We start from the raw sequence: 12,264 nt of genomic DNA on the forward strand, positions 1-12,264 counted from the left end.
GCGGTCAGCGGCGCCTGCGGCGGCGGCGCATGAGCACGATGGCCGCCCCCACGACCAGCACCGCGCCGATCCCGATCAGCACCGGGCCCAGGTCGGGCCGCTCGTCGTCCCACATCTCGTCGGGGTTGTCGCCGAACTCCGCGGGCCTGGCCGTCACCCCCAGCGCGTCGCCCACCGACGCGACGAAGTGCCCCGCCCTGGTCTTGACGTCTTCCACCGTGCGCTCGGCGACCCGCTTCGGGCTCACCCGGTCGGCGATGGCGTCGACCGTCCGCGCCAACTCCGCGCGCGTCCGCGCGATCTGCCGCTCCAGCTCATCGGGATCGGTGTCAGCCATGGCTCTCCTTTCGACCGTACGCGTGCCCTCAGCGGCGAGGCGTTCGTTCTGGTCGTGATCAGTCTGTCAGGTCGGCGCCCCGGACGGCACGGCGGCCGCACAGTGAGTCGGGCCGGTAGGTTGGTGGCAGTTCATCAGGAGGACCCAGTGACAGAAACCAAGCTCGCGCCCGGCGACGCCGCACCGGAGTTCGCGCTTCCCACCGCCGACGGCGGCACCGTCTCGCTCGACGCCTACCGCGGCAAGCGCGTGATCCTCTATTTCTACCCCGCCGCGATGACCCCCGGCTGCACCAAGCAGGCGTGCGATTTCCGCGACAACCTCGGGCAGCTGACCGATGAGGGTTTCGTCGTCCTCGGCGTGTCGAAGGACAAGCCGGCGAAGCTCGCCAAGTTCGCCGAGCGCGACGCGCTGACCTTCCCCCTGCTGTCCGACCCCGAGCTGACCGTCCACCAGGCCTACGGCGCCTACGGCACGAAGAAGCTGTACGGCAAGGAGGTCGTGGGCGTGATCCGCTCGACGTTCGTCATCGACGGCGACGGGAAGATCGAGCAGGCGCTCTACAACGTGAAGGCGACGGGTCACGTGGCCTCGCTGAAGAAGAAGCTCGGCCTCGCCTAGACCTCTCCGGCGGGCGGCGTTATTCGCGTGATAACGCCGCCTACCGGGCGGGCGCCGGACCGCGTACGCAAGCGGTAAGATTGGCGGCACGTGGCACTTCCCGTGCCCGAATTGTCATTTCCCGACCGAAACTCTCGGGGCATGGCAATGGCAAAGGGGTCGTAGCCCAATGGCAGAGGCGCAGTCTTTAGGTGGCTGTTAGTGTGGGTTCGAATCCCACCGGCCCTACAAGCGATGGTGATTCCGCGCCCCTGACCGGCCGTTTCTCAGTCGTCGTGGGTGGGCGCGACGGGCGCCGCAGGGGCTTCCTCGGGGCGCGGCGGTCGTGGCACTCGGGGCGGCGAGGGCGCACTGCAGCGCACCTCGTTCTCGCGCCCCCAGCAGCTCACGTCAGGCACGGTGTGGATGCGGAAACGGTCCGGGCGCGACATGTCGTACCGGACGCCGAACCTGTCGTGATCATGGTCGGCATCGTTGACGGCGGCCACGCTGACACCGCCGATCAGAGCTCCCGCGAGCAGCCCGACGAGTCCCGCGCCGATGAGCCTCTTGCGCCCGCGACGGCCGCCGCTTCGCGGCGTCTCCCAGTCGGCATGCTGCGTCGGAGGGATCTCGGCGTAGGCCTGATCGGCCTGTTCGCCGTACTTCAGAGCCGGCTGCTCGGGACTCGGGTCGCGCGGCGCTTCCTCATCGCCGCGCGACCCGACATCGCGATCATGATCCGCCATCACGATCTCCCTTTACTCGCCCCGCAGGGGGCGCTCCCGGTAATGAGAATGCCAAATACACCGTAAGCCGTGCGTAAGCTCCCCGCCATGTAAGACCTGGGTCGTACTCACACTTCAGTCTTCAGGCGGACAGAAACGTCGGATGCGCTGCATATCGTGAGGATGTGTTCGGCAGGGTACGGGCGTGGTCGCGACGCCACGAGAAGCTGGCGGGCGCCCTGTGGGCGAGCCCTCTGGCGCTGTTCTGCGTCCTGACCGGGGTGGCGGCGGAGGGCGCCGCGCAGCTGGGCGGCGGTTCCGCGCCCGGCCTGCCCGGTTACCTCGCCCTGACGGCGCTCCTGCTGCTGCCGCTGGTGTGGCGCGACCGCCCGCTGCTGTCGTTCTCGGCCGTCGCGCTGGTCAGCTTCGGGCAGTGGCTGGCCGGCCTGGCCCCGGTGCCCGCCAACCTGGCCGTGCTGGTCGCGCTCTACGCGGTGGCCTCGCAGTGCCTGTTCCGCTGGGCGGTGGCGGCCTGCCTGGTGGCGGAGCTGGGGGTGGCGCTGGCCATGGTCAACTGGTACCGCCCCACGTTCGGCATGTTCTTCAGCTGCTCGATCCTCGTGGTGACGGTCTGGCTGACCGGCCTGTACGCCAATACCCGCCGCCGCTACCTGGAGAGCCTGGAGGAACGCGCCGAGCGCGCCGAGCGCGAGCGCGACCAGCAGGCCAGGATGGCCGCGGCGGCCGAGCGGGCCAGGATCGCGCGGGAGCTGCACGACGTCGTGGCCCACAACGTCAGCGTCATGGTGGTGCAGGCCGACGGCGCGAACTACGCCCTCGGCACCGACCTCGACCAGGCCCGCGCGGCCGTCGCGACCATCTCGGCCACCGGCAGGGCCGCTCTGGCCGAGATGCGCAGGCTGGTCGGCGTGCTGCGCGAGAACGAGACCGCGCCCACCGACTACACCCCGCAGCCCGGTCTCGGTCAGCTCGACGAGCTGGTCAGCGGCTTCGCGGTGCCCGCCAGCCTGCGCGTCGCGGGGACGCCGGCCGAACTGCCCGAGGGGCAGCAGCTCGCCGTCTACCGCATCGTCCAGGAGGCCCTGACCAACGCGCTCAAGCACGGCGGCCCCGGCGTCAGCGCCACGGTCGAGATCGACTACAGCGGCACGGACGTGCTCGTCCGGGTCACCGACGACGGCAGGGGCGCCGCCGCGCCGCGCGGCGCCGGCGGCCACGGCCTGATCGGCATGCGCGAGCGGGCCGGCATGTACGGCGGCGCTGTGTCGGCCGGGCCCCGCCAGGGCGGCGGCTTCGAGGTGCTGGCCAGGCTGCCCCTGGCGAAGGAGGCGGCGTGATCAGGGTGATGCTGGTCGACGATCAAGAGCTGCTGCGGGCCGGCTTCAGGATGGTGCTCGGGGCGCAGCCCGACATCGAGGTGGTGGCCGAGGCGGGCGACGGCGCGGCCGCCCTGCGGCTGCTGGAGCGGGTCCAGGTGGACGTCGTGCTCATGGACGTCCGCATGCCGGTCATGGACGGCGTGGAGGCCACCAGCCTGATCAGAGGACCTCGGGTGCTCATCCTGACCACGTTCGACCTCGACGAGTACGCCTTCGCGGCGGTCAAGGCGGGCGCGGCCGGGTTCCTGCTCAAGGACGTACCGCCCGCCGACCTGGTCAGCGCGATCAGGGTGGTGCACGCGGGCGAGTCAGTCATGTCGCCGAGCACGCTGCGCCGCATGCTCGACCGCTTCGCCGCCCAGCTCCCCAGCGGGCAGGCGCCGCCCGGAGCGGGCGACCTGACGCCGCGCGAGCGCGAGGTGCTGCTCATGGTGGCGCGCGGCCTGTCCAACACGGAGGTCGCGGCCCGCCTGGAGGTGGCGGAGGCGACGGTCAAGACGCACCTCGGCCGGGTGCTGGCCAAGCTGGGGCTGCGGGACCGGGCGCAGGCGGTCGTGTACGCGTACGAGGCGGGGTTGATCGTCCCCGCCCAACCGCCCGCCCAGCCGCCCGCGCATCGGCCGGAAGGCTGACCCTGGGTCATCTGGCGGCGCACACGAAGTCCCTCCTCAAGGCCCAGGGAAAGGGACATTTCCGCTCCTAGCGTTGGTCGCGTTCCACGACCCCCGCGACCAAGGAGTGAACGTGACGCTCACCGAGACCCGGCGGCAGGCACCGGCCGCCGTGGTGGCAACAGAACTGACCAAGGTGTACGGCCAGGGCGGCGCCCAGGTCCACGCGCTGCGCGGGGTGAGCGTGTCCTTCGCCACGGGGGCATTCACCGCGATCATGGGGCCGTCCGGGTCCGGCAAGTCGACGCTCATGCACTGCCTGGCCGGGCTCGACACGGCCACCTCCGGCACCGTGCACGTCGGCGACGTCGAGCTGACCGGGCTGAGCGACCGCCGGCTGACGCTGCTGCGCCGCGAGCGGATCGGGTTCGTCTTCCAGGCGTTCAACCTGCTGCCGACGCTGACGGCCGAGCAGAACATCCGCCTGCCCCTCGACATCGCGAGCCGCCAGGCCGACGAGACGCTGTTCGAGCGGGTCATCGACACCGTCGGGCTGCGCGAGCGGCTCGCGCACCGGCCCGCCGAGCTGTCCGGCGGCCAGCAGCAGCGGGTGGCGGTGGCCAGGGCACTGATCAGCAAGCCGCAGGTCATCTTCGCCGACGAGCCCACCGGCAACCTCGACTCGCGCAGCGGCGCCGAGGTGCTGGCCTTCCTGCGGACGTCCGTACGCGAGCTGGGCCAGACCATCGTCATGGTCACGCACGACCCGGTGGCGGCCTCGTACGCGGACCGCGTGGTCTTCCTGCGCGACGGCGAGCTGGTCACCGAGGTCGCCGCGCCGACGCCGCAGTCCGTGCTGGACACGCTCGTCCGGCTGGAGGCGTGAGGTGCTGAGGACCACGCTGGCCGGGCTGCGCGCGCACCGGCTGAGGTTCCTGCTGACGTCGCTGGCGATCCTGCTCGGGGTGGGCTTCATCGCGGGCACGTTCGTGCTGAACGACACCGTCGAGGCCGGCTTCGCCCAGCGGGTGACAGCCGACGCGGGCAAGGTGGACGTGGCCGTGCTGCCCAAGGGCTCCGGCGACCCGCTGCCCGCCGGCCTGCTCGACCGGATCAGGAGCCTGCCGGGCGTCACCGAGGCGCAGGGCATCGTACGCGGCCCCGCGCCCCTGCTCGGCAAGGACGGCAAGGCCGTCGGCACCCTGCCCACCACGGCCGTCTCGGTCGTCACAGGCCCGCTCGACCGTACCGACGTGGTCGCGGGCACCGGGCCCGGCACCGACGACCACGCCGCCGTCCTGGACGAGAACACCGCCGAGGCCCAGGGCCTGCGCCTCGGCGACACGATCACCGTGCTCGACTCCCGCCGCAGGCCGCACGCCTTCCGCCTGGTCGGGCTCATCGACACCGGGCTCGACCAGCAGCTCGCCTTCACCGGCGCGGTCGGCTTCACCACGGACACCGCGCGGCGCATGACCGGCGCCGAGGGGTACGCCGAGATCGACGTCAAGGGCTCCGGTGCCGGGCTGAAGCAGGCCGTCGCGGCGGCGGCCGGCGGCTCGTACGCGGTCAGAACCGGCGCCGAGCTGGCCGACGAGCTGGCCGCGTCCGCCGGCGTGGACACCCGGCTGCTCACGGTGGGGCTGCTGATGTTCGGGCTCGTCGCGATGCTGGTGGCCGCGCTCGTCATCTACAACACCTTCACCATCCTCGTCGCCCAGCGCACCCGCGAGATGGCGCTGCTGCGCTGCATCGGGGCGACGCGCGGGCAGGTGTTCTCCCAGGTGCTGCTGGAGTCGGCCGCCGTGGGCCTGCTGGCCTCGCTGGCCGGTCTCGCCGCCGGGTACGGCCTGGCCGCGCTCACGCTGACCGTGCTCGGCGCGCTGGACGCCCCGTTGCCCACCGACGCGGCCGTCACGCTCTCCCCCGTCACCGCCGGCATCGCCCTGACCGTGGGCGTGCTGGTCACGGTGGGCGCGGCGGTGCTGCCCGCGAGGTCCGCGACCCGCGTGGCGCCGGTCGCGGCGCTGCGCAGCGAACCTGAGGAGCGCACGTTCCGCGCCGGGCGGGTGCGGATGCTGTTCGCGGCGTTCTTCCTGCTGGCAGGAGCCGGTACGACCGGCGCGGGCGCGTTCGCGCTGCCCCCGGGGCAGGTCGCGCTGGTCGTCGTCATGGCCGGGGGCGCGCTCACCTTCCTGGCGGTGCTGATCCTTGGGCCGGTGCTGGTCAGGCCGCTGAGCGCGGTCGTGGGATGGGTGCCGCGCCGCTCGTTCGGGGTGCCGGGCAAGCTCGCGGTGGAGAACTCCGTCCGCAACCCCAGGCGGGCGGCCACCACCACGGTCGCGCTGACGATCGGGGTGACGCTGATGACGCTCATCTCCGTGATCACCGCCTCGACCCGGCTCACCATGACGGCCAAGCTGGACGAGCAGTTCCCCGTCGACTACCTGCTGGTGGACCAGGAACGCGAGCCGCTCATCCCGCGCTCGGTGGGCGAGGAGCTGCGCACCCGGCCGGAGCTGGCCTCGGTGGGGCAGATCCGCAGGGTCGAGGCCGGTTTCGGCGGCAGGACGCAGAGCGTGGGGACGTTCGCCGGGCACGTGGAGCCCTACGTGACGGCCGGGTCCCTGCGCGGGTTCGCGGCCGGGCAGGTCGCGGTCGATGAGCGGACGGCGGCCCGGCTCGGGCTGCGGCTCGGCGGCACGGCGACGCTCGCGACCCAGCGGGCGGGCACGGTCTCCCTGCGGATCGTCGCGCTGCTCGACGGCGACCAGACGATGCTGCCCTCCGTCACCGTGCCCGAGCGCGCGTTCGACGCCTACTTCGGCGCGGTGCCCGACACGCAGGTGCTGGTCACGATCGCGGACGGCGTGCCCGCCGCGCGGGCCCGCGCGGTGGTGGACGCCGCCACGGCCCCCTATCCGACCGTGCTGGTCAACAGCGCGACCGAGGTACGCGGGCAGTTCGACGAGACGCTCGACATGGTGCTGATGATCATGACGGGGCTGCTCGGGCTCGCCATCCTCATCTCGTTGCTCGGCATCGCCAACACGCTGTCGTTGTCCGTCCACGAACGCACCCGCGAGTCCGCCCTGCTGCGCGCCCTCGGCCTGACCCGGCCGCAGTTGCGCCGCATGCTGTCCGTCGAGGCGCTGGTGCTCGGGCTGATCGGGGCGCTGGTGGGCGTCGCGCTCGGGCTCGTCTTCGGGTGGGCGGCGACGCGGGCGATGCTGGAAGGCTCGCGGTACGCGGTGCCCGTCCCCCAGGTGCTGCTGTTCGTGGTGCTGTCGGGGGCGGCGGGGGTGCTGGCGGCGGTGATCCCGGCGCGGCGGGCGGCGCGGGCGTCCATCGCGGGGTCGCTGGCGGCCGGCTGACTTCGGACGAATAACGACATTCTCGAATAAACCCGAAAAAGCCGGTTAGAGGGTACGAAGCAGGTCGGGCGTCCGATGGGGGCGACGCCCGGCCTCGCCCGTGAACGCTCACCGGAACAACGCCCCATACCCGCCGACTGCCGGCCGGAGGCCCGGCTCGGCGCCCTTCGGTCGTTCGGGGGTCAGCGGGGGGTGCGACCGGGCCACAGCTCCGCGACGGTCTCCACGTCCAGCAGCGGGCGCGCCACCACCTCGCCGGTCGCCCGGTCGATCACGATGCAGGCGCCGCCGGCCGTATCCGGCAGACTGGCCGGGTCGTCGGGCTCCAGGTCGCGGACCCAGCCGACGTACCCGCCCTCGAAGCCGTACACGCCCACGGGGACCGCCTCCTCGGGCGGGCGCACCCCGTTGTAGTACTCCTCGGCCAGCGCCCTGGCCTGCTCCAGGTTCATCGCGGCCGCCCCCACCGGTCGAGGATCACGCAGAACACCCCGGTCACCGTCCGGTACGGCGGCTCGACCGACATGTGACCCCGCTGCGCGTCGATCCAGATGACCTCGCCGTCGAAGTTGACCGCGTTCCAGGCGTGACTCCCGCCGCCCGGCCAGCGCACCACGATCACCGCGCTCGCCCCGTGGCCGGCCTCGACGAGCCGGTGGGCGATCATCGGGTAGGCGTGCCGCCCCTGCCCGGCGTACTGCAGGCGGTGGCCCACCCAGCTCTCGATCCTGGCCACGCTCCCCTGCTCGCCGGTCAGCACGGGGCGGCCGATCCGGTCGTACTCGGGCAGCCGGGGCGCGGCCGCCGCAGGCTCGCCGTGCCAGGTGGACAGCACGGCCAGCGCGCAGTCGGCGGCGTTGGAGGCCCGGAACGGGTCGTCGGCGGGCCCGCCCCCGTTGACCAGGCGCACCCAGGTGCCGCGCGGGTCGGGGAAGCGGGCGCCGCCGCGTACGGCGTCGGCGAGGTCCCGCTCCACCTGCGGGTCGGGCTGCGCGAGCCCGCCCGGCACGCCGTACGGGCGGCTGTCGGCCAGCCTGGGCGGCCGGTTCGGGCCGTCGAACCAGTCACCGTCCTCACCGCCGGTCAGGGGCTCGGCGGCGAAGGACCCGTCAGAGGGCCCGGCGGTGGACCCGGCTGAGGACCCGGCTGAGGCGGCTGCAGGCGAGTCGGCATCGGTCTCGGCGGCGTGCTCGTAGTCGAGCCACCGCATCCCGTCGGCCACGACGGGGTTGTATCGGCCATCGGGAAGAACCCATCGGACACTCGGCTTGTGCTCGCGGAACACGGCCTGCCTCCTGTCATGCTTCAACGAACGATCGTAGAGGCGACGCGGTGACAAGGGGGCGAAGTCGGAGAGATTCTCCGTCCGAGCTAGGCGCTCTACCTGGGCAAACGGGGCATACCTCAGCTCACTTGCACGGTGACCGTGTGCCAGCCGGTGGCGCCGTCGGGAGCCGGCGGGGCGAGCTGGTCGGTCTGCGTACGCCCGGCCGCGTCGGTCGCGCGCACCTGGATCGCGTGCTCGCCCGGAGTCGCGTCCCAGTCGATCGACCACTGCCGCCAGGTGTCCGGGCCCGGCACCTCGGCCAGCTTCGCCACCCGCCACTGGCCGCTGTCCACCCGCACCTCGACGGCGTCCACGCCGGTGTGCTGCGCCCAGGCCACCCCGGCGATCGTGGTGCGGCCCGCCTTGAGCCGGTCGCCGTAGCCGGGGATGTCGATGCGCGACTGGGTCTTGATCGGGCCCTTGGCGGCCCAGCCGCGCGGCGTCCAGTAGGCCTCGTCCTCGTCGAACCTGGTCACCTTGATGTCCACGACCCACTTGGTGGCCGAGACGTACCCGTACAGGCCGGGCACCACCTGACGTACCGGGAAGCCGTGGTCCACCGGGAGCGCCTCGCCGTTCATCGCGATCGCGAACAGCGCGTCGCGGCCGTCCATGATGACGTCCACCGGGGTGCCGCAGGTGAAGCCGTCGGCGGAGGTGGACAGCAGCATGTCGGCGTCGGAACGCAGGCCCGCCTCGCGCAGCACGTCGGCCATGCGCACGCCCAGCCAGCGGGCGTTGCCGACGTACGGGCCGCCCACGTCGTTGGAGACGCAGGTCAGGGTCACGTCGGCCTCGGTGAGCGGGCGCCCAAGCAGATCGGCGTAGGTGAGCTCGACGGGACGGTCGACCAGGCCGTGGATGCGCAGCGTCCAGTCGTCGGGGTCCACCTGGGGGACGACGATCGCGGTGTCCACCCGGTAGAAGTCCTTGTTCGGCGTGACGAACGACGACAGGCCGGGGAGCTTGAAGTCGACGCCCGCGGGGAGCGGTTTGGCCGGGGTGGCGGGCTTGGGCAGGGCCACGCTGGTCCTGGCGGCGTCCACCGCCTGCCGGCCGCCGAACTCCCGGCCCAGCCAGGTCGCGGCGCCCGCCACGACCACGCCGCCGGCGACGCCGGTCAGCAGCCGCCGCCGGTCGAACTCGGGCACCCAGCCACCGGCCCGCATCACCGCAGGACGCTCGGGCTCGTCCTCCGGCCCCTCTTCGAGCCGCGCGTCCTCATCGTCCACGGATGCGCCCGGCACCATCGCGGGCTGGGGAGCCCGGTCGTAGGCGGGGGCCAGGGCTGGGGTGAACGTGGTGGCGCGGCGCAGCAGCGATCTGAGGGCCCACGCGCCGGCGAGCGTGCCCACGACGGTGGGCAGCAGGTCGAGCACGCCCGTGTCGGGCCTGGTGAGCACGGCCAGCAGCCCGACCACCCCGAACACCGCGAACCCGGCGAACCCCAGGCTGAGCCGACGCCTGGCCAGCACCCCGATGAGCGCCGCCACCACGGCCAGCACCACCAGCACGCCACCGACCAGCACGGCCTTGTCGTTCTCGCCGAACGCGGCGATGGCGAAATCCTTGAGCGGCGCGGGCGCCGCGTCTACGGCGGCGTCTCCGACGGCCACCACGGGAAACGCCGCGGGCCCGACGACCCCGGCCACGAGCTGCGCGACCCCGAGCGCCACACCGCCCGACACCAGCCCCACAAGCCCGCCCGCCCAAGCGGGAACGCTCACATTCCTCATCACAACCCGACGCTACGCCCCCGCACGCGGCAGGTTTCTTACGCGATGGTTACGGGTGCCCTCCGAGCGTGGGCCATTCCTCGGCCAGGAGCGCGTACGAGAGACCGTCGACCCATCCCCTGGTGCGGTGGAGTGAGTCTTTCACCGTGTGCTGTTCGCGGCGCATGCCGACCCGCTCCATCAGCCGCCACGAGGGCTCGTTGTCATAGAAGCAGTCCGCGTGCAGGCGGCGCAGGCCAAGACGCTTGAAGGAGATGTCAATGAGGGCGCGTACCGCTTCGGTGGCGTAGCCCTTGCCGCCGTAGGCGGGATCGAGCGTCCACCCGAGCTCCCCTTGGACGCTTCTCGCCTGGTCAGCGACCTCTTCCTGGGCCCAACCGTCCTGGACCCTCAGTGTCAGGTCGCCGATCACCCGGCCGTCCAGTTCCACGATGAGCAGGTCTGCGAGGCGATCCTCGCGCAGGAAACGCTCACGGTAGTCGTCGTAGGTCTCTGTGGCGGCCGCGATCCATTCGTGAGTCTCCGGCAGCTGCCGGAAGGCCCACGTTGCGTCGAGGTCGCCGGGGGCAGCCCGGCGCAACAGCAGCCGCTCGGTGAGAATCGGCCAGTCCAGCGTGTCAAGAGGGTGAGGCATGGGCCCTCATACTGACAGCGGGCCGTGGTGACAGACAAACGGATTATCGCGGACGGCGTCTCCGACAACGACGCGGCGATCGCCCTGCAGAAACCGACCGCCGAGAGCACGAAGGCCGGATGGGGTTGAAAGCCACCCCACTACCGCCGAGAGCAGGAGGGGTGGGGGTCAGGTGGTGAGGAGGGTTTCGACCATGGGGGCGAGGGCGCGGAAGGCGCGGCCGCGATGACTGATCGCGTCCTTCTCCTCAGGCGCCATTTCCGCTGTGGTGCGCTCTTCGCCCTCGGGGACCAGGATCGGGTCGTAGCCGAAGCCGTTGGTGCCCCGGGGTGTCCTGATCAGGCGGCCGGGCAGGGTGCCGCTCGCGACGCGGTGCTCGCCCGAGGGCAGGGCCAGGGCGGCGGCGCAGGCGAAGTGGGCGGTGAGCTTGTCTTCAGGCACGTCGGAGACCTGGGCGAGCAGCAGCTCAAGGTTGGCCTGGTCGTCGCCGTGGCGGCCGGCCCAGCGGGCCGAGAAGACGCCTGGCATGCCGTTGAGCACGTCGACGCAGAGCCCCGAGTCGTCGGCGACGGCGGGCAGGCCGGAGCCCTGGGCCACGGCGTGCGCCTTGAGCAGGGCGTTCTCCTCGAACGTGACCCCGGTCTCGGCGACCTCGCCGATCGAGGGGAACTCTTCGAGCCCGACGATGTCGAACCCGTCGAGGATGCGGCGCAGCTCCGCGATCTTGCCCGCGTTGCGGGTGGCCAGGACGATCTTCATGACGCCAGCGCCTCCTGCTGCAGCAGGGTCAGCTCGGCGCAGCCGGTGACGGCGAGGTCGAGGAGCTGGTCGAGCACGCCCCGGTCGAACGGCGTGCCCTCGGCGGTGCCCTGCACCTCGACGAAGCGGCCGTCGCCGGTCATCACGACGTTCATGTCGGTCTCGGCGGCGACGTCTTCGCCGTAGCAGAGGTCGAGCATCGGGACGGTGCCGACCACGCCGACGGACACGGCCGCGACGGAGCCGATGAGCGGCTCACCCGGGCACATGCGGCGCTGGCGCATCCACGCGACGGCGTCGGCGAGCGCGACGTAGGCGCCGGTGATGGCGGCCGTCCTGGTGCCGCCGTCGGCCTGCAGGACGTCGCAGTCGAGCAGGATGGAGTTCTCCCCCAGCGCCTTGTAATCGACGCAGGCCCGCAGCGACCGACCGATCAGCCGGGAAATCTCATGAGTGCGCCCGCCGATTTTCCCGCGGACCGATTCGCGATCGTTACGAGTATTGGTCGCCCGCGGCAGCATCGCGTATTCGGCCGTAACCCAGCCCTGGCCGCTGCCCCTGCGCCAGCGAGGCACGCTGTCCTGCACGGACGCCGCACAAAGGACCTTGGTGCCGCCGAATTCGACCAGCACCGATCCTTCGGCGTGGGCCAGCCACTGCCGGGTGATGGTGATGGGACGGAGCTGGTCAGGGTTGCGGCCATCCTGTCGAGACATACTGCGGCCATCCTGTCGGGACATACAGATCACCCTATCTCC

At 72.0% G+C, this 12,264-nt stretch carries 13 protein-coding genes and 1 tRNA gene; 6 read left to right on the forward strand and 8 right to left on the reverse strand.

Going from position 1 to position 12,264, the window contains the following annotated elements:
- Window positions 1–4: 4 nt before the first annotated feature.
- Entirely contained in the window at window positions 5–337 is a 333-nt protein-coding gene (locus ACFFR3_RS02020) for a DUF3618 domain-containing protein (protein ID WP_364378673.1), read from the reverse strand.
- A gap of 147 nt (window positions 338–484) precedes the next feature.
- Here ACFFR3_RS02020 and bcp point away from each other — a divergent pair, with 147 nt between their 5' ends.
- Together bcp and ACFFR3_RS02030 are read left to right on the forward strand one after the other, a co-directional pair.
- On the forward strand, window positions 485–958 hold the full coding sequence (gene bcp / locus ACFFR3_RS02025) for a thioredoxin-dependent thiol peroxidase (RefSeq protein WP_364378676.1): 474 nt from the start codon (window positions 485–487) through the stop codon (window positions 956–958).
- 155 nt (window positions 959–1,113) lie between these two features.
- Window positions 1,114–1,186, forward strand: a tRNA-Leu gene (locus ACFFR3_RS02030).
- A 38-nt stretch (window positions 1,187–1,224) separates the two neighbouring features.
- Here ACFFR3_RS02030 and ACFFR3_RS02035 read toward each other — a convergent pair.
- Window positions 1,225–1,686 (reverse strand): hypothetical protein, encoded by a 462-nt coding sequence (locus tag ACFFR3_RS02035; protein ID WP_364378679.1) that lies wholly within the window; start codon window positions 1,684–1,686, stop codon window positions 1,225–1,227.
- Between the two features lie 164 nt (window positions 1,687–1,850).
- Here ACFFR3_RS02035 and ACFFR3_RS02040 point away from each other — a divergent pair, with 164 nt between their 5' ends.
- The 4 genes from ACFFR3_RS02040 to ACFFR3_RS02055 all read left to right on the forward strand — a co-directional run bounded on the left by ACFFR3_RS02040 (window position 1,851) and on the right by ACFFR3_RS02055 (window position 7,050).
- Window positions 1,851–3,023: a sensor histidine kinase gene (locus tag ACFFR3_RS02040; protein WP_364378682.1), complete on the forward strand. Its 1,173-nt coding sequence runs from the start codon at window positions 1,851–1,853 to the stop codon at window positions 3,021–3,023.
- A complete protein-coding gene (locus ACFFR3_RS02045; RefSeq protein WP_345397773.1) occupies window positions 3,020–3,697 on the forward strand; it encodes a response regulator in 678 nt (225 codons plus the stop codon). The genes ACFFR3_RS02040 and ACFFR3_RS02045 overlap by 4 nt, the downstream gene beginning before the upstream one ends.
- A 112-nt stretch (window positions 3,698–3,809) precedes the next feature.
- Window positions 3,810–4,562, forward strand: a complete 753-nt coding sequence (locus ACFFR3_RS02050; protein ID WP_364378688.1) for an ABC transporter ATP-binding protein — start codon at window positions 3,810–3,812, stop codon at window positions 4,560–4,562.
- Window position 4,563: 1 nt separating this feature from the next.
- Complete coding sequence (locus ACFFR3_RS02055; RefSeq protein WP_379482502.1) at window positions 4,564–7,050, forward strand: ABC transporter permease; 2,487 nt, start codon at window positions 4,564–4,566, stop codon at window positions 7,048–7,050.
- A 182-nt stretch (window positions 7,051–7,232) separates the two neighbouring features.
- On the opposite strand, the gene ACFFR3_RS02060 is transcribed toward ACFFR3_RS02055, so the two are convergent.
- From ACFFR3_RS02060 to rph, 6 genes are all read right to left on the reverse strand, one after another.
- Window positions 7,233–7,502, reverse strand: coding sequence for an SUKH-4 family immunity protein (locus ACFFR3_RS02060; protein ID WP_379482503.1), 270 nt, complete (start codon window positions 7,500–7,502; stop codon window positions 7,233–7,235).
- The gene (locus tag ACFFR3_RS02065) at window positions 7,499–8,359 is read right to left on the reverse strand and encodes a toxin glutamine deamidase domain-containing protein (RefSeq protein WP_364378697.1); all 861 of its coding nucleotides are present in this window, start codon (window positions 8,357–8,359) and stop codon (window positions 7,499–7,501) included. Before ACFFR3_RS02065 ends, ACFFR3_RS02060 begins: the two co-directional genes overlap by 4 nt.
- 95 nt (window positions 8,360–8,454) lie before the next feature.
- Complete coding sequence (locus ACFFR3_RS02070) at window positions 8,455–10,104, reverse strand: molybdopterin-dependent oxidoreductase (RefSeq protein WP_379482504.1); 1,650 nt, start codon at window positions 10,102–10,104, stop codon at window positions 8,455–8,457.
- A 58-nt stretch (window positions 10,105–10,162) separates the two neighbouring features.
- Window positions 10,163–10,747: a GNAT family N-acetyltransferase gene (locus ACFFR3_RS02075; protein ID WP_345397759.1), complete on the reverse strand. Its 585-nt coding sequence runs from the start codon at window positions 10,745–10,747 to the stop codon at window positions 10,163–10,165.
- A gap of 168 nt (window positions 10,748–10,915) precedes the next feature.
- A complete protein-coding gene (rdgB, locus tag ACFFR3_RS02080; RefSeq protein WP_364378703.1) occupies window positions 10,916–11,506 on the reverse strand; it encodes an RdgB/HAM1 family non-canonical purine NTP pyrophosphatase in 591 nt (196 codons plus the stop codon).
- On the reverse strand, window positions 11,503–12,222 hold the full coding sequence (rph, locus tag ACFFR3_RS02085; RefSeq protein WP_355421280.1) for a ribonuclease PH: 720 nt from the start codon (window positions 12,220–12,222) through the stop codon (window positions 11,503–11,505). The genes rdgB and rph overlap by 4 nt, the downstream gene beginning before the upstream one ends.
- Between the last annotated feature and the right edge of the window lie 42 nt (window positions 12,223–12,264).

The organism is Nonomuraea salmonea (assembly GCF_042428605.1).
Taxonomy (GTDB): Bacteria; Actinomycetota; Actinomycetes; order Streptosporangiales; family Streptosporangiaceae; genus Nonomuraea; species Nonomuraea salmonea.

Bases quoted from the DNA above. Each gene is read 5' to 3' on its own strand.
- ACFFR3_RS02020 (WP_364378673.1), bottom strand. From the start codon at position 337: ATGGCTGACACCGATCCCGATGAGCTGGAGCGGCAGATCGCGCGGACG.
- ACFFR3_RS02035 (WP_364378679.1), bottom strand. From the start codon at position 1,686: ATGGCGGATCATGATCGCGATGTCGGGTCGCGCGGCGATGAGGAAGCG.
- ACFFR3_RS02060 (WP_379482503.1), bottom strand. From the start codon at position 7,502: ATGAACCTGGAGCAGGCCAGGGCGCTGGCCGAGGAGTACTACAACGGG.
- ACFFR3_RS02075 (WP_345397759.1), bottom strand. From the start codon at position 10,747: ATGCCTCACCCTCTTGACACGCTGGACTGGCCGATTCTCACCGAGCGG.
- rdgB (WP_364378703.1), bottom strand. From the start codon at position 11,506: ATGAAGATCGTCCTGGCCACCCGCAACGCGGGCAAGATCGCGGAGCTG.
- rph (WP_355421280.1), bottom strand. From the start codon at position 12,222: ATGTCTCGACAGGATGGCCGCAACCCTGACCAGCTCCGTCCCATCACC.